Source organism: uncultured Massilia sp. (assembly GCF_913773735.1).
Taxonomy (GTDB): Bacteria; Pseudomonadota; Gammaproteobacteria; order Burkholderiales; family Burkholderiaceae_D; genus Telluria.
In genome coordinates, this window is the sequence record NZ_CAJYEB010000036.1 from 50,692 (window position 1) to 67,568 (window position 16,877).

12 protein-coding genes are annotated in these 16,877 nt (G+C 68.4%); 1 reads left to right on the forward strand and 11 read right to left on the reverse strand.

From position 1 onward, the window contains the following. Positions 1–10 precede the first annotated feature (10 nt). From QZ749_RS18740 to QZ749_RS18790, 11 genes are all read right to left on the reverse strand, one after another. Positions 11–925, reverse strand: a complete 915-nt coding sequence (locus QZ749_RS18740; protein WP_296949806.1) for a trypsin-like serine protease — start codon at positions 923–925, stop codon at positions 11–13. 159 nt (positions 926–1,084) lie between these two features. Further along, positions 1,085–1,561 (reverse strand): MaoC family dehydratase, encoded by a 477-nt coding sequence (locus QZ749_RS18745; protein ID WP_296949808.1) that lies wholly within the window; start codon positions 1,559–1,561, stop codon positions 1,085–1,087. Then, positions 1,558–2,724: an acyl-CoA dehydrogenase family protein gene (locus QZ749_RS18750; RefSeq protein WP_296949811.1), complete on the reverse strand. Its 1,167-nt coding sequence runs from the start codon at positions 2,722–2,724 to the stop codon at positions 1,558–1,560. Before QZ749_RS18750 ends, QZ749_RS18745 begins: the two co-directional genes overlap by 4 nt. Before the next feature lie 10 nt (positions 2,725–2,734). Beyond that, positions 2,735–3,925 carry an acyl-CoA dehydrogenase family protein gene (locus QZ749_RS18755; protein WP_296949813.1) on the reverse strand — a complete coding sequence of 397 codons (1,191 nt, stop codon included), beginning with the start codon at positions 3,923–3,925 and terminating at the stop codon, positions 2,735–2,737. 234 nt (positions 3,926–4,159) lie between these two features. Continuing rightward, on the reverse strand, positions 4,160–5,059 hold the full coding sequence (locus tag QZ749_RS18760) for a PEP-CTERM sorting domain-containing protein (protein WP_296949814.1): 900 nt from the start codon (positions 5,057–5,059) through the stop codon (positions 4,160–4,162). A gap of 202 nt (positions 5,060–5,261) precedes the next feature. Then, on the reverse strand, positions 5,262–7,541 hold the full coding sequence (locus QZ749_RS18765) for a carboxy terminal-processing peptidase (protein WP_296949815.1): 2,280 nt from the start codon (positions 7,539–7,541) through the stop codon (positions 5,262–5,264). A 148-nt stretch (positions 7,542–7,689) separates the two neighbouring features. Further along, on the reverse strand, positions 7,690–8,238 hold the full coding sequence (locus tag QZ749_RS18770; protein ID WP_296949816.1) for a hypothetical protein: 549 nt from the start codon (positions 8,236–8,238) through the stop codon (positions 7,690–7,692). A gap of 22 nt (positions 8,239–8,260) precedes the next feature. Then, entirely contained in the window at positions 8,261–8,812 is a 552-nt protein-coding gene (locus QZ749_RS18775) for a thymidine kinase (RefSeq protein WP_296949818.1), read from the reverse strand. Between the two features lie 139 nt (positions 8,813–8,951). After that, positions 8,952–9,575, reverse strand: coding sequence for a PEP-CTERM sorting domain-containing protein (locus QZ749_RS18780; protein ID WP_296949820.1), 624 nt, complete (start codon positions 9,573–9,575; stop codon positions 8,952–8,954). A 163-nt stretch (positions 9,576–9,738) separates the two neighbouring features. Further along, on the reverse strand, positions 9,739–12,024 hold the full coding sequence (locus QZ749_RS18785) for a penicillin acylase family protein (protein ID WP_296949821.1): 2,286 nt from the start codon (positions 12,022–12,024) through the stop codon (positions 9,739–9,741). Positions 12,025–12,054: 30 nt separating this feature from the next. Continuing rightward, positions 12,055–12,867 (reverse strand): hypothetical protein, encoded by an 813-nt coding sequence (locus tag QZ749_RS18790; RefSeq protein ID WP_296949823.1) that lies wholly within the window; start codon positions 12,865–12,867, stop codon positions 12,055–12,057. Positions 12,868–13,137: 270 nt separating this feature from the next. On the opposite strand from QZ749_RS18790, the gene QZ749_RS18795 reads away from it, so the two are divergent. Then, the coding region (locus QZ749_RS18795; protein WP_296949826.1) for an Ig-like domain-containing protein at positions 13,138–16,877 on the forward strand (3,740 nt) is incomplete at its 3' end.

Below are 16,877 nucleotides of genomic sequence, written 5' to 3' on the forward strand. Positions count from 1 at the left end.
CCTCCGACGATCAACAACGCGCGTTGCGAATGTCCGCAGGCGTGCAAAGCGAAGCTTCGACACGCTCGTGGGCCGGATCGAGCAGTTCTTCGCCCGCATTTGCAAGGCGCCCGGCAATCCAGGCACGGTGCGCGGTCACTCTGGCATAGACTCCCGGCAGCCTTCCACACTCCATTCCGGCAACCGTCACCCCGAACTGAATGCCCCTGCCCTTCGATAAAGGCTGGTACAGCGGTCCGCCGCTATCGCCCTGGCAGGTATCGGTATCGCTCCCCCCGGCGCAGAACAGGCGAATCGTCGACAGGCCGTCATAAGCTGCAATGCCACGACAATCCGGGATGACTTGTGGGATTGTCGCTTCGAGCAACTCATTCGAGATATTGCCCTTTTCGGTATTTCCCCATCCCACGACGCGCAGTGGCGACGGATCGCTGCCCTCCGTTGTCGCCAAGGCCATGAAAGGGGGAGGCAAGATCGTCCTGGTATGGATGAGGGCGATATCGTTATCCCAGTTTCCGTGAACATAAGCCGGGTGCGGAATGACCTCGATCACCTCGATCGTTTTGCGCGTCCCGGAAAGCGTTGCCGAACCCATCGACATGGACAACATGTAGGAGGGTATTCGCTGTTTCGTACTGTCGTCCCAGAAACAGTGCGCCGCCGTTAGTATCCAATGCGGCGCGATGGCAGTGCCGCCGCAGCGCAATCCCCTCAGCGGACCGAGGGTGGAGACGTGGACGGCGACCTGCCATGGTGCCCGGTCGATGGCGATGGGTTTGCCCCGGATGACCAAGATGTCCATGGCGGCCACGGACGCATGTGCAGCGCACGCGACCAGAACGAACACAAGCACAGATAATGCACGGTGAATTTTCATGGCTTCCCGGCGCGTGAAATTCGAGGCGTATTCCTGCAGTGCAGACAAGTCGTCGCTTCCAGTCCCCATTGTTCGAATGGTGAACTGCTGGTCAATACTATCAGTGCGTTCGAGATTGTTATATAAATAACCTTATGGCATTGCGGAACGTTGCTAATTTTTTACATCGCACGGGACCGGCGCCCGGTCGGTGCCCGACATGCCGCGTCAGCGCCACCCGCCCTCGCCTTCCGTCGTCGGCCGCCGCCCGAACATCCCCATCCCGTCGATCGTGCACACGGTCTCCCCACGCTGGTTGATCGCCACCCACTGCGACCACACCACGCCGCGGTCCGGCCTGGACGCCGACGCCTTGACGCGCACGGTCCGGTAGCGCACGTTTAGCACGTCGCCGGCGCGCACCGGCGCGAGCCAGCGCACGCCGTCCAGGCCGGGCGAGCCCATGCTCGACGAGCGGGACAGCAGGCCGTCGACGACCAGGCGCATCATCATCCCGCAGGTGTGCCAGCCGCTGGCGATCACGCCGCCGTAGATCGAGTGCGCGGCGGCGTCCGGGTCGACGTGGAATGGCTGCGGATCGTACTGCGTGGCGAAGGCGACGATCTCGTCCTGCGTGGCGCTGCACGTGCCCAGGTCGATGTCCTGGCCCGGCGCGAAATCCTCGAAATACCAGTCGATGCTCATGCGGCCTCCGCGGCGAAGCCCGGCTGCGCCATGAAGCGCGCCATGTGGTGGTCGGCGTCGCCGAGGATCAGCTCGATCGTCGACAGGCGCTTGAACCAGTGCGCGGCCGGCAGTTCGTCGGTCACGCCGATGCCGCCGTGCAGCTGCACCGCCTGCTGGCCGACGAAGCGCGCGGCCTGGCCGACGCGGTACTTGGCGGCCGAGACGGCGCCGCGCCGCGCGGCGGGCTCGATGGCGGGGTCGGCCAGGCGCATCGCCGCCAGCAATGCCATCGAACGCGCCTGCTCCAGGTGGATGTACATGTCGGCCATGCGGTGCTGCAGCGCCTGGAACTTGCCGATCGGGACGCCGAACTGCTGGCGCGTCTTGAGGTAGTCGAGCGTGGCCGCGAACAGCGCGTCCATCGCGCCCACCGCTTCCGCGCACAGCATGCCGGCGCCGTGGTCGAGCGCGGCGTCGAGCACCGGCCAGCCCGCGTGCACGCGCCCGACCACGCCGGCGGCGTCCACGCGCACGCCGTCCAGGGCGACGTCGGCGGCGCGCTGGCCGTCGAGCATGCGGTACGCGACGGTGCGCACGCCCGGCGCGCCGGCCGGCAGCGCGAACAGCGTGATGCCGTCCTCGTCGCGCTGGGCGCCGCGGGTGCGCGCCGACACCAGCAGCACGCCGGCCCCGGCGCCGTGCAGCACGACCGTCTTGGTCCCCGTGAGCACCCAGCCGTCGCCGTCCGGCGCGGCGCGGGTGGCGACGTCGCGCATGTCGTGGCGCGACTGGCGCTCGCCGAAGGCGCAGGCCAGCTTCAGCGCGCCGCCCGCCACGCGCTCGAGCAGCGCACCGGCCGCCGGCGCGTCCTGCCCGGCCATGCCGAGGGCGAGGCAGCGCGCGCCCAGCATGGTGGCGAAATACGGTTCGACGACCAGGCCGCGGCCCAGTTCCTGCATCACCACGAACATGTCGACGGCGTCGCCGTCGAAGCCGCCGTGCGCGGCCGGCAGCGGCAGCGCGGTCAGCCCCAGCTCGGCCATGGTGGCCCAGGCCGCGTCCGACGTGCCCCCGTCGGAGGCGATGGTGGCGCGGCGCGCCTCGACGCCGTAGTCGCGCCCGATCCAGCGGCGCACCGCGTCGGCCAGCTGCCGTTGTTCTTCCTTGAATGCGAAGTCCATGGTGTGTTCCTTACAGGCCCAGGATCATCTGGGCGACGATGTTGCGCTGGATCTCGTTCGAGCCGCCGTAGATCGAGGTCTTGCGGTAGTTGAAATAATGGCCGAGCAGCGGCGCGGCATCGTCGTCGTCGATGACGCTGTGCGGCGCCGCGCCGGACAGGTAGGCCGGGTCGAACGGCAGCGCCAGCGGTCCCACCGCCTCCACCATCAGTTCGCTCAGGCGCTGCTGGACCTCGGTGCCGCGCACCTTCAGGACCGACGCTTCCGGCCCCGGCGCGCGGTCGGCGCGCGCCAGCACGCGCAGCACCGTCATCTCCAGCGCCATCAGTTCGATCTCGAGGTCGGCGACCTTGGCCGCGAACAGCGGGTCGTGCAGCAGCGGCCGGCCGTCCTTGTGCTCGCGCAGCGCAAGCCGCTTCAGTTGCGCCAGCTCGCGCTTGGAGCGCCCGACGGCGGCGATGCCGGTGCGCTCGTGGCCGAGCAGGTACTTGGCATAGGTCCAGCCCTTGTTCTCCTCGCCGACCAGGTTCGCCGCCGGCACCCGCACGTCGTCGAAGAAGACTTCGTTGACCTCGTGGTCCTCGTCCAGCATGACGATCGGGCGCACGGTCACGCCGGGGCTGTGCATGTCGACCAGCAGGAAGGAAATGCCCTCCTGCTTGCGCACGCCGGGGTCCGTGCGCACCAGGCAGAAGATCATGTCGGCATGCTGGGCCAGCGTGGTCCAGGTCTTCTGGCCGTTGACGACGTAGTGGTCGCCGTCGCGCACGGCGCTGGTCTTGAGCGAAGCGAGGTCGGACCCGGCGCCCGGTTCCGAATAGCCCTGGCACCACCAGTCCTCGCAGGACAGGATGCGCGGCAGGTAGTGCTCCTTTTGCCACTGGCTGCCGAAGGCCATGATCACGGGCGCCACCATGTTCACGCCAAACGGCAGCACCTGCGGGGTGCCGGCCAGCGCGCATTCTTCCTCGAAGATATGGCGCTGCACCGGCGTCCAGCCCGGCCCGCCGTACTCGCGTGGCCAGCCCGGCGCCGCCCAGCCCCGGCGCGCCAGGATGCGGTGCCAGCGCACGTAGTCGTCCTTGTCCAGGCGCAGGTGGCCGCGCACCTTGCGGCGCAGGTCGTCCGGCAGTTCGGCATCGAGGAAGGCGCGCACGCCGTCGCGGAACGCGAGGTCCTCGGCGCTGTAGTTCAGGTCCATGTCGTCTCCTTGTCATCGTGGCCGCGGCGCGTGGGCCGGGCTGGCGTCGGCCAAAAATAGCACGATCGTTCAGGCAATTCTACCCGAAAACATTGCTGACAAAAAGAAATCAGCCTACCTGAGACTGGAAAGGCAGACCGCCGTCCGCGCGCGGGCCTGGGCCTGCACGGGGACGGCGGCGAGTCGGGAGCACAGCCGCGCGCCGCCGTGGGGGCGGACGGCGCGCCGTGTCGTTCAGCGCGCGCGGCGGCGGCCCAGCGAGACCGCGCCCAGCACGCCCGCCAGCAGCAGCGCCATGGTCGACGGTTCCGGCACTTCGGCGCTCGGCGTGGCGGCCGGCGCATCGACGTTGCCGCCGTTGCCGCCGGTGCTGCCATTGCCGCCGGTACCGCCTTCCGCGCCCTGGTCGACCGGCACGGTCGGCGGCGGGACGGGCGCCTCGACCGCACCACCGCTGCCGCCGTCGCCACCGGTACCGCCGGTGCCGCCGGTGCCACCAGTGCCACCAGTGCCGCCGGTACTACCGGTGCCACCCGTGCTGCCGGAGCCGCCGGTACTACCGGTGCCGCCCGTGCTGCCGGTATCGCCGGCACTACCGCCGGTGCCGCCCGTACCACCGGTGCCGCCCGTGCCGCCGGTACCACCCGTGCCGCCCGCGCTACCGGTGCTGCCGGTGCCACCCGTGCCGCCCGCCGCGCCGCCACCGCTGCCGGTCGTGCCCGAACCGCCGCTGCTGCCGATGCTGCCGCTGCCCGCATTCGCGCTGGTCTGGCCGGTGCTGACGACGAGGTTGTCGCCCGAGCCGACCACGGAGACGCTGTTGCCCAGAGCGGCCGCCAGTTTGGCGTTGCTGACGCCGGTCAGGTAGGCGCCGTCGATCCCCTGGGCGTACGACAGCTTGGTATCGCTGCCGCTCTGCGCCAGGTTGGCGCTGGCCTTCTGGTACAGCGCCTGCGCCAGGCTGTCGTTGCCGTGCGCGACACCGCCGATCAGCGTCGTCCCGTTGGCCAGGACGCCGGAGCTGACGATGGCGGTGCCGTTGCCGCTGGTCCAACCGGTCAGCAACACGTCCGCATATGCAGCGCTGGCGCCCCCCGACAGGAGTATCGCCGCGATGGCGTAACGAATTGACATGATGTGCTCCTTGCTCAGTCTAAAGAGTTGTTTTTAATGTAACTGCTGAGTCACTGTAGCATAAGTGCAAAAAATGCAATGTTCGATAGCACACGCATAAAAAAAGGCAAGCCTCCCTGGGGAAGCTTGCCTCGTTGGTACGGAACGGGTCCACCGTGGACCCGCAAGCACGCAGGATCGTTATTGACTTATTGACAACCCATCAATTGCCACCTTGTTTCAACATCGACAAGTACGGCATCGCACGCGACGCCATGCGGGTATCGGCGCGCAGCATGCCGGACTCGTCCGCGAGGATGTGCGCCGCCTCCTGCAGGTACACGTCCTTGGCGTTCTTGGCGGCCTTCTCGGCGGCCAGTTCCGCCGCCAGGCTGCGCTCGTCGCCCTGCAGGCCGTCGTCGGCGCTCGGGCGGCCCTTGGTCGCCACGTTGACCTTCTTCGGCGCGGTCGGCGTCGGCGCCTTGCTGCGCTGCTCCTTGCTGCCCGGACCGGAAGCCGGTTCGTCCGCCTTGTCGCCGGTGGCGGCCAGGCGCGATTCGCGCAGGCGCGCCTTGGCTTCCTGGTTCTCGCGTTCCTTGCGGCGCACGGCCTCGTTCAGCGAGATCGTGTTGTCCTTGCGGATCTTCATGGCTTCGGCGATGTCCTGCTCGATGTCCTGGAAGTCCTTGTCCTTGGCCACGCGCGCCTCGTGCTTCTTCTGCAGCGGGCCGATCAGTTCCTTCAGGTCGCCCGACGGCAGGTAGGTCGCCGGCTTGATCGACACCCACGGCAGCGCGTTGTCGTAGGACGACTCGCCGAAGTTCTCGGTATCGGACATCACCGGCAACTTGATGTCGGGCGTGACGCCGCGCAGCTGCGTGGTGCCGCCATTGATGCGGAAGAACTGGGCGATGGTCATCTTCAGTTCGCCGTACTTCAGCTTGTCGTTCTGCGAGAATCGGTCCAGGTTGACCAGCGTCTGCACGGTGCCCTTGCCGAAGCTCGGCTCGCCGATCACGACGCCGCGGCCGTAGTCCTGGATGGCGGCGGCGAAGATTTCCGACGCCGAGGCCGAACCGCGGTTGATCAGCACGCCCATCGGGCCGTCCCAGGCCAGGCCGGCGTTGGTGTCGCTCTCGACCTCGACGCGGCCCTCGGCCGTGCGCTGCTGCACCACCGGCCCCTTGTCGATGAACAGGCCGGTCAGTTCCACCGCCTCGATCAGCGAGCCGCCGCCGTTATTGCGCAGGTCGATCAGGACGTTGTCGACCTTCTCCTTCTTGAGTTCGCCGAGGATGCGCTGGACGTCGCGGGTGGCGCTCTTGAAGTCCTTGTCGCCCTTGCGGCGCGCCTCGAAGTCCTGGTAGAAGGTCGGCAGCGAGATCACGCCGATGCGGCGCTTGATGCCGCCGTCCTTGACCTCGATGACCTGCTTCTTGGCCGACTGCTCTTCCATGGTGATCTTCTTGCGCACCAGCGCGACCGTGATGTGCTTGCCGTCCTGGCCGGCGTCTGCCGGCAGCACGTCCAGGCGCACGGTGGAGTCGCGCTCGCCGCGCACCAGCTGCACCACGTCGTCGATGCGCCAGCCCATCACGTCGGTGAACTGGCCATTGCCCTGGGCTACGCCGACGATGCGGTCGCCGACCTTCAGCTTGCCCGACTTGTCGGCCGGGCCGCCGGGGACCACCTCGCGGATCACGGTATAGTCCTCGCGCGACTGCAGCACGGCGCCGATGCCGTCCAGCGACAGGCGCATGGCGATGTCGAAATTCTCGGCCGAGCGCGGGCCCAGGTAATTGGTGTGCGGCTCGATCGCCATCGCGTACGCGTTCATGAACATCTGGAACACGTCCTCGTTGTTGAGCTTCTTGAAGCGGTTCAGGTAGCCCTCGTAGCGCTTGTCCAGCGTCTCGCGGATGGCCTTCTCGTCCTTGCCGGCCAGCTTCAGGCGCAGCCAGTCGTTCTTGACGCGCTTGCGCCACAGGTCGCGCACCTCGTCCTCGTTCTTCGCCCACGGCGCCTTCTCGCGGTCGATCTGCAGCGTCTCGTCGGTGGTGAAGTCGAATTTGGTCTTGAGCAATTCGCGCGCGTAATTCATGCGCGCCGTGAAGCGCTGCTGGTAGACGTTATAGATCTGGAACGGCAGCGTCAGGTCTTCGTTGTTGATCGCGTCGTCGAACTGCGTGCGCGCCGGCGCGAACTGGTCGAGGTCGGCCTGCGTGAAATACAGTTTTTCGCCGTCCAGCGACTTGAAGTACGCGTCGAAGATCTTCGCCGACATCGCGTCGTCCAGCGGCACGGCCTTGTAGTGGTAGCGCGACAGGACGCGCGAGGCCCACAGGGCGGCCTGGGTCTGGGCGACGGATGGCTTCAGCTGGGTGGCCGGTCCGGACGGGGCGGCCGATGCGGCTTGCGGCGCGGCGGCCTTTTCGGGCTGCGCCGTGACCACGTGGGCGGACATGGCGAATGCCAGGGCAACCATCAACATCTGCTTCTTCATGCTTCGTTTCTCCGGAGTGAACGTGAGGCGGCTGCGCGCGGACGGCACGCGCGGCGGCGCATGGACCAATTCTACAGGATCGCGCGGCGACGTAGAGTTGGCGATCGACGGCCTTCAGCCGAGCTTAAGTCTCGTCGCGCGGCGGCGTTCACGTTGTTACAAATCGAAACAAACTGGGCTGCAACCACGCCATTGCTCCACCCAGCGGAACAATGATCAGGTAGGGCCAGCTGCGCAGCGCCAGCCTCCAGTCGATCGGCGACGGCCAGAACGAGATGAATTGCGGCGCCAGCAGCAGCGTCAGCGCCAGGTCGGCCGGGCCGAAGTGCCAGGGGCCGCGGGTGCGCCACCAGGCCACCGCCAGCGGCAGCAGCAGCACCAGCAGCGGCGCCAGCGCGGCCGGGGCGGCGTTGTACCAGCGCAAGTTGGCGAAGGTGACGGAGCCCAGCTCCCAGGTGCGGCCGGTGCGCCGCGGGACGATCGAGAAATTGGTCGGTTCGGCCCCCAGCAGCAGCCCGACCGAAAAGTGCGCCAGCTCGTGGCACAGCGTGCCGACCGCGCTGAACACGAAGAACAGCGGATGGGCGGCCGTGACGATCCACAGCAGGAAGGCCAGCGCCAGCGACGGCGTCAGGTACAGCGCCAGCTCGCCCAGCCCGCAGGCCCAGGCCGGCAGCAGCGACAGGCAGGCTTGCATCGACACGCGCGGCCGGGACCGGTCAGCCCGTGTAGAAGCAGCGGCCGCAGGCCTGGCGGTAGCTCTCGTTGCCGCCGATGCTGACCTGCTCGCCTTCGCGGATACGTCGCCCCTCGGTGTCGACGCGGATGTTCATCGTCGCCTTCTTGCCGCAGGTGCAAATATTCTTGATTTCCTCGATGTCGTCGGCCAGCGCCAGCAGGTAGGCCGAGCCGGGGAACGGGTCGCCGCGGAAGTCGCTGCGCAGCCCGTAGCAGATCACGGGAACGCCGCGCACCTGGGCCAGCTGGTGCAGTTGCACCACTTGCGCGGTGGTCAGGAACTGGGCTTCGTCGACCAGCACGCAGGCCACGTCCGGCGCGCTGGCCAGGAAGTCGGTCTCGCGGTCGTACACGTCGACCTGGCGCTGCGGGCCGAGGCGCGACGTGATCTGGCCGACGCCGTAGCGGTTGTCGATGGCCGCCGTGTACAGCTGGACCTTCTGGCCCTGCTCCTCGTAATTGTGGGCCACCTGCAGCAGCGATGTCGATTTGCCGGCGTTCATCGCCGAATACCTGAAATAGAGTTTTGCCACGGCCCTGCCCTGCGAGAAAAATTGCAAAATTATAGCAAGCAGGACATGGCCGGCGCCAGCGTCGCAAGCGGACCGGCCGCGCGCGCCGCCGGCGCCGGGGCGCGCCGCGCCGCGGATGCCGGTCCGGCCCGCTGGGCGCTCAGCCGCGGCGGCGCCGGGCCGCCACGCCGAGCAGGCCCGTGCCTGCCAGCAGCATCCCGTAGGTGGCCGGTTCCGGCACCGCCAGCACGACGTTGTTGGCGGTCGGCCAGTAGGCGCCGCCATCGTTTTCCAGCGTCACCGAGCGCAGCGCCGTATCCGAGACGAAGCCGAGGAAGGTATCGGGCGTGGTGCCGTCCAGCGTGTAGGTGAGCGACGTGCCGTCGTAGGCCGTCAGGATCAGGTTGCCGGAAAGGTACTGGCCGGCGATGTCGGAGGTGAAGAAATTGCCGCCGAACGCGCTCACGCCGCCGGTAAAGCCGCTGAACAGGATGGGCTGGGTACGGTTTTCGCTGGACAGCCAGTAGTCGCCGCCGGCCCCGCCGGCGCCCCACAGGCCGGCTTCGGAATACGCCTGGTAGCCGTAGGCGCCCGCGCTACGGTCCAGCGTGGCCGGGTACGGCGCGACGACCAGGTCGTCGTAGCTGTCGTAGCCCGGCGCCGACACGGCCGCCAGGAAGTCGGCCTGGCTGGTGTAGACGGTGATGTCGGCCCGCGCCGCGCCGCCGGCGCACAGCAGCGCGGCGAGGACGAGCGGTTTCAGCGCAATCGATGGTTTCTGCACGTTACTCTCCTGTTGGTGGTCGAGGGAACAGCCCTGCGGGGCTATGCGCAGTAGATACCATCGACCCGGGCGTCGCAATCGCGCCAACGGCCTTTCTGGCGGACTTTGCGCTGCATATAACTGCATGCAGATCGCCGCGTCCGCCCGCCAGTCCGTCGTGCGTTCACTCGCCCGGGTGATACTTGCGTTCGAGCTGTTTCTCGATGTCTTCCTTGTAGAACAGCACGTCCTTGAATTCGCCGCGCGCATACATCGCGGCCTGGTCGGCGAAGTGCGGCGACACCGGATCGCCGCTCTGCCCGCCCGCCAGGATGCTTTTCGCGCGCACGCGCGGCCCGAACTCGACGGCGGCGACGAAACTGTTGCCGCGGTCGCCGTAGATGCGCTTCGTGGTCTGTTTCGCGGTCATGCCGAACGAGGCCAGCGAACCCCAGTTCGCCGACGTGAATGCGACCGGCCAGCTCGGCCTGGCGTCGTCGTAGCGCTGGTCGACGGCGCCGGACAGGCGCTGGAAGCGGTTGATCTCGCCCCAGGGCGTGCGCCAGTCGCCGAAGTCGGCCTGCAGCTTGTCGGACGCGCGCGCCAGCGCGGCCAGGCGCTCCTGCGCGTTCAGGCGCGTCTGGACGAAGTCGACCACCGGCACGCGGGCGGCGCGCGCGCGCGGCGCGGCGGCCTTGACCATGTCCTGGCCCCAGTACACGGCCAGCGACGTCGGCACCGAGGAGGTCGAGAAGCGCAGGTCCCAGGCGCGCAGCAGCGCCACCTGCTGCGCCAGCCGGGCCTTGCGCGCGTCGCCGGCGGGCAGCGCGTCCCAGTCGCGCACGACGGCGGGCACCAGCGGTTCGAAGGCGGTCAGGTAGCTGTCGTAGGACCTGGCGATCAGGCCGTCGAGCGTCAGGTCCCTGGCATCGTGCAGCACGCGTTCGGCGTGGATGCCGCGCGCGTTCTGCGGCAGCGACCACATGTACGCCGGGTACTTCGAACAGTCCGGGCTGCTGGCGCCGAAGCCGGTGCACGGCCAGTTGTTGGTGTTCGAGATATAGCCGCTGGCGGGATTGAACAGCGTGATCGTTTCCTTGACCTCGTGCAGCCCCTGCCAGTCGGTGGCCGGGTCCCTACCGTCGACGGGTCGTGTCCAGTCGAAACGCGGGTCGCGGCGCGGGATGAAGTTGCCGTGGAAGTAAGCGATATTGCCGTCGGCATCGGCGTACACGGTATTGTTCGACGAGTTCGTGCGCAGTTGCATGACCTTGTAGAAGCTGTCGTAGTCGCGCGCCTTGGTGCGGCCGTAGGATTGCATCAGCGCGTGCATCGGGTCGTCCATCATCCGGATCGCCACCCACTTGCCGCCCTCGCTGCGGATCACCGGACCGTGGTGGGTGAAATAGGCCGTGACGGTGCGCGTGGCCATCCCCCTGGCGGTGCGGTACGGCAGATCGATGCGTTTCTCGCGCAGCGCGCGCTCCTCGTTGCCGAACTTGTAGAACAACTTGCCACCCTTGCGCACCACGGTCTCCAGGTATTCGTCGATCACGTCGCCGCCGCCCGAGGTATGCATCCAGCCGATGCGGTCGTTGAAGCCCTGGTAGATGAAGAACTGGCCCCAGGTCACGGCGCCGTAGGCGTCGAGTCCCTCTTCGCTGACCATGTGGATTTCCGGACGGAAGTAGAACGACGTGTGCGGATTGATCATCAGCAGCGGATGGCCGCCCGCCGTCCGCTGCGGCGCGATGGCGAAGCCGTTCGACCCCTTCGGCTCCTCGTCGAAGCCCTTGTCGCCGCGGTCCAGCGCCGCCAGCGCCAGCGCGCGTCCGGCCGCGACCGGTGCGGCCGGCGTCGCCGCCGCCACCCTGGGCGCCCGGCCGTAGAAGGCTTCCAGCGGCTTGAGCTCGATCTCCTCGATGTCGCCGCCGATGCTGCCCTCGCTGAACGACAGCGCCATCCACGGTTCGAAGTGCGCGAGCAGCTTCGGCTTGACCTGCGGATGGGTGGCCAGGTACCAGTTCAGGCCGTCGGCCCAGGCATCCATCAGCTGGCGCAGCCAGGCCGGGCTCTGCGCATACTTCGCCCGCAGGTCGACCGGGTCGATGTACAGCTTCATGCGCAGGTCGCGCCAGATCTCCTTTTCGCCCTCCACCTCGGCCAGCCGGCCCAGCGCGTTGATGTAGTTGAGCTCGACACGGTTGAAATCGTCCTCCGCCTGGGCGTACACCATGCCGAACACGGCGTCGGCATCGGTCTTGCCGAACACGTGCGGGATGCCCCACTTGTCGCGCAGGATCGTCACGCGCTGCGCCGCGGCCTGCAGGCGCGCCTGCTCGGCCGGCTGGACGGTGGTGGCGGCCGGCGCGCCGGCCGCCGGGGCGGCGGGTGCCAGCGCGGGGAGCGCGAAGAGCGCGGCGGCGAGGACGGTCGGGACGAGCGGGCGCACGGTCGGGGCAAGCGGCATCGAGGGTTCTCCAGTGAGGGGGGATGGGCATCAGGCGCCGGCGCGCAAGGCGGCCAGCTTCTGCTTCAGGACTTCGTTCTCGGTCATCAGGGTGGCGACGCGGTCCTTCAGTTCGCCGACCTGGGCGCGCAGCGCCTTGACCTGGTCTTCGGGCGCCTCCGGCAGCGCGTCCTTCTTCGGCTTGGTGCCGGCGCGCTGCTCGCGCACCTGGCGCGCCGCCTGGCGCAATTCCTTCTTGCCGCCGGCCACCGCCGCCACCTGCGCATCGGCCGGCAGCGAGGCCACCGTCGCGGCGGCGCTCACCGAGATGGTGCCGCTGCGCACGGCCTCGACCAGTTCCGGCGCCGCCGTCTTGCGGATGCGCTCGATCTGGCTCAGCGTATTGGCCGACACGCGCGCGGCCTTGGCCACGTCCTCCCGGGTATGCCAGGGCGGGTCGTTCGGATCGTCCTCGGGCGCGCCGGCCGGCGCGGCCGCGGCGGCATCCGCCGGGGGCGCCTCGGCCGCGCGCTGGGCCGCGCGGGCCGCCACGATCTCCTTCTTGCGCAGGGCCAGCATGCCGCGCTGGAAGTCGGACACGCTGCGGCGCGCCAGGTTGTTGTCGATCACCCACAGCATCACATCCTCGAGCGACTCGAAACGGTCGTTCTGGACGGTGCGGAACGGGATGTCGTGCTTGCGGCAGATGTCGTAGCGGTTGTGGCCGTCGATCAGCACGTCGCGCCACAGCACCAGGGCGTCGCGGCATCCCTCGGCGAGCAGGCTGCGCTCCAGCGCCGCGTGCTCGACGGGCGTCAGGGGATCGATGAAAGAACGGAGTTCGTCGTTGATGGTGATGGTCACTGCAAATCCTCGAGGCTGCCGCGGACGCGGCGAAAACTTGCCGAATCGTACACCAAAGCGCTGCCGCCACCAAAACGCCGGCGGCCGCGCCGCCGCCCGGCCCATGGCCGTCGTCGCAGGTAACCCACAGTTTTCACCCTCCATCATTGCCGCGGATGTTGAACTAGGGAAAAATTACCGACAATCATTATGCATTGCATAGTAAGTTTCACACTCCTCCCCGCCGCGCGGCATTGCCGTCCCCTGCTCCACTTTTCCCTGCAGCCCCACATGACCAACGACATCCAAGCCCAGCCCATCCGCTCCCCGCAGGACGACAACGGCGCCAAGCCCCTCCAGGACGCGGCGCTGCCGACCTTCCTCCTCTACCGCGGTGCGGACCCGGCCGCGGTGCAGCAGGGGCACAAGGTGATGTTCATCGTCGACGACGTGGCTGGCTGGACGACGCTGGCGGCGGCGGCCACGCCGGATACCGACGTCGTCTTGATCCGCAGCGGCAGCGCGGGACTGGAAGCGATGGCCGACTACCTGGACGGCGTCGCTCCCGGTTCGGTCGCCGCCGTGCACCTGGTGTCGCACGGCGCGGCCGGCGCGGTCGCGATCGGCACCGACCGGCTCGACAATGCCACGCTGGCCTCCCATGCGGACCAGATCGGCCGCATCGGCGCCGCCCTGGCCGAGGGCGGCGACATCTTCCTGTACGCCTGCGACGCGGGCGCCGGCGCCGCCGGCCGCCTGCTGGTCAACGGCATCGCCACGCTGGCCCGGGCCGACGTCGCCGCATCGGACAACGCCACCGGCGCCGCCGCGCTGGGCGGCGACTGGACGCTCGAGACGGCGAGCGACGGCGCCCGTTTCGACAACGCGCCCCTCGACGTGCAGGCGTATGCCGGCACGCTCGCCCTCGCGCAGCAGACCATCCCGGGCGTGACGCCGGGCGGCGACATGTCGACCAGCGTGCTCAACTCGGCCGACGGCAACGTCTACATCACCATCACCCATGGCAGCAACCAGGACACCACGACGACGGTGTACAAGTGGAGCGGCAGCGGCTGGTCGGGCGTCGCCGAATTCAATGCCACCCAGCTGGGCGGCTACCAGCAGATGCGCGACCGGGCGCCCGGCGCCGTCGACGCCAACGGCAAGATCTACCTCGTCACCGGCGGCTACGACTGGAACCAGGAGGGCAACGCGCTGACCCGCGCGGACGCCAAGCTGGCCGTCTACGACGGCAACGCATGGAGCTTCGAGACGCTCGAGGTCGGCGGACCGGCGCCGTCCGTCACGTCCGGCGTCGTGATGTCCACCAGTAACATCAGCGTCATCGCCGGCAAGGACGGCGTCGTCAATATCTCCTACCACCTGACGACCGAGCAGCAGTCCAATGTGTTCCTCACCAACGCCAGCGGCGCGTTCGTCAGGACGCAGTCCGATGTCGTCTCGTACTTCACGTTCACCGACGTCGCCTGGACGCTGCGCCAGGTCGAGGGCATCGGCGGCCATGCCTTCGTGCTGCAACAGGACGATCCGAACGGCCAGCTGATCATCAACGACTACCTGCACGGCGTCGCCAACGGCCAGCAGACGATCGTGGTCGGCAACCAGAAGCTCGCTGCGGCCACGACCGACGCCAACGGTTCCCTGCAACTCGTCACCAGCGACGACCAGAGCAAGCTGCATTTCTGGGAAAACAAGGCTTCGGGCTGGACCGACAGCGTGATCCCGGTCACGCTGCGCAGCGCAAGCAACCAGGTGACGGTGATCAGCGGCGTGAGCGCCTACGACATCGGCGACGGCTATGGCGCGCTGGTGCGCGAGGACGACGGCACGCTGCACATGCTGATCCGCGAGACCGGCAACGTGCGCATCATCCGCACGCTCACCTACCACGACGGCCAGTGGACCGAGGGCAGCAGCCAGATGGGCCTGCTGAACAACTACGACTACACGCCGCTGCAGCTCGCCCTGGACGAGCAGGGCCAGATGCTGGTGGTCGGCCCGACCAACGACTGGAGCCACGAAGCCGAATACCTGGTCGGCGCACCCATCGACTTCGCCAACGTGCCGCCGTCGCTGACCCAGATGGGCAGCATCAACAACATGGCCGAGGACACGCTCGGCACCATCACCCTGGACAACCTGAAGGCGATCGGCGACGAGTGGGACACGGACGGCACCGTCACCGGCTTCCTCGTGGATTCGGTCCAGTACGGCACGCTCAAGATCGGCCTGGATGCGGCCAGCGCCACGCCGTGGGCCGTCGGCACCAACGACGTGATCGACGCGACGCACAAGGCGTTCTGGATCGCGGCGCCGAATACCGCCTACACCGGCTGGCCGATGTTCCGCGTCAAGGCCATCGACGACGACGGCGCGCGCTCGGCCAACCCGGTCCAGGTGACTGTGTACGTCAGCAAGGTCAACGATGCGCCGACCCTGTCGACCAACGCCTCGCTGTACCAGATCAACGAAGACGTCGCGACCACCAGCAACAACGGCACGCCGATCTCGAGCCTGCTGTCGGCCTCCGGCTACGCCGACGTCGACAACAACGCCGCCGGCGGCATCGTCGTGGTCGCCAACACCGCGGATCCGCTCACGCAGGGCAGTTGGCAATTCCTCGGCGCCAGCGGCTGGAGCGACGTCGGCACCGTGTCCGCCACCCAGGGCCTGGTACTGCCGGCCAACGCCAACCTGCGCTTCCAGCCGGTGGCCGAGTACAGCGGCACGCCGCCCGGCCTCGTCGTGCACGCGATCGACAACACGATGACCGGCTCGCCGTGGAGCTTCGGCGGCACCCGCATCACCTTCGACACCACCACCGACAACGACACCTCGCCCGTCTCCGCCATGTCGAGCACCTGGTCGATCATCGTGCGCGCCGTCAACGACAGGCCCGTCGTCGCGAACCTGAACAGCAGCGACGACCAGACCGTGAAAGCGACCGACGCCGCCGTGCTGGTCGACCGCGGTGGCGACGCCCGGGTCACGGACGTGGACAACAGCCACTTCGCGGGCGGCAAGCTGACCCTCATGGTCGCCAGCGGCGGGAAAGCCGGCGACGTGCTGGGCATCCAGGCCGACGCGCACATCGCCCTGTCGGACGGCAGCGCCGCCGGCAGCACGGTCAGCGTCGACGGCGTCGCCATCGGTACGATCGGCACCGTCCCCAGCGGCATCGGCCTCGCCGTCGACCTGAACGCCGACGCGACGCCGGAACGGGTGTCCGTGCTGATGCAGCACCTGACCTTCGACGCGACCGGCACGGTCGCCGGCGTGCGCGTGCTGACCGTGACCGTCGCCGACGGCGCCGGCGCGACGTCCAGCCTGGCCGCCACCCGGATCACCGTCACCAGCAATCCGACGCTCGCCATCGCCAGCGACAAGGCCAGCCTGCTCGCGGGCCAGACCGCGCAACTGACGCTGACCTTCAGCGACGCGCCGACCGGCTTCGACCTGGACGACCTCACGGTCAGCGGCGGCACCGTCGGCAACCTGCAGGCGACCAGCGACCCGCTCAAGTTCACCGCCACCTTCACCCCGACCGGCGACGTGCAGGACCTGCACGCCGCGATCTCGATCGATGCCGGCAAGTTCGTCAACGCCGACGGCAAGGACAACCTGGCCAGCACCGCTCCCACGCAGATCGGCGGCGACACGCTCGTGCCCACGGTCTCGATCGCCGCCGGCACGACCACGGTCAAGGCGGGGCAGACGACCACGCTGACCTTCACGTTCAGCGAGGCGCCCGCCGGCTTCGGCGAGAGCGCGGTCGGCGTCGCCGGCGGCCAGCTGACGAACCTGCACGCCACGTCGCAGGACGGCACGACCTGGGAAGCGACCTTCACGCCCGCGGCCGATACCGCCACCGTCGCCGGCCAGGTCCAGCTGGCGGCCGGCGCCTACCAGGACGCGGCCGGCAACGGCGGCGTCGCCAGCAACGTCGTCGCCATCGGCGGCGACACCGAAAGACCCACCGTCACGACGAACGCCTTCACGGTGGCCGGCGC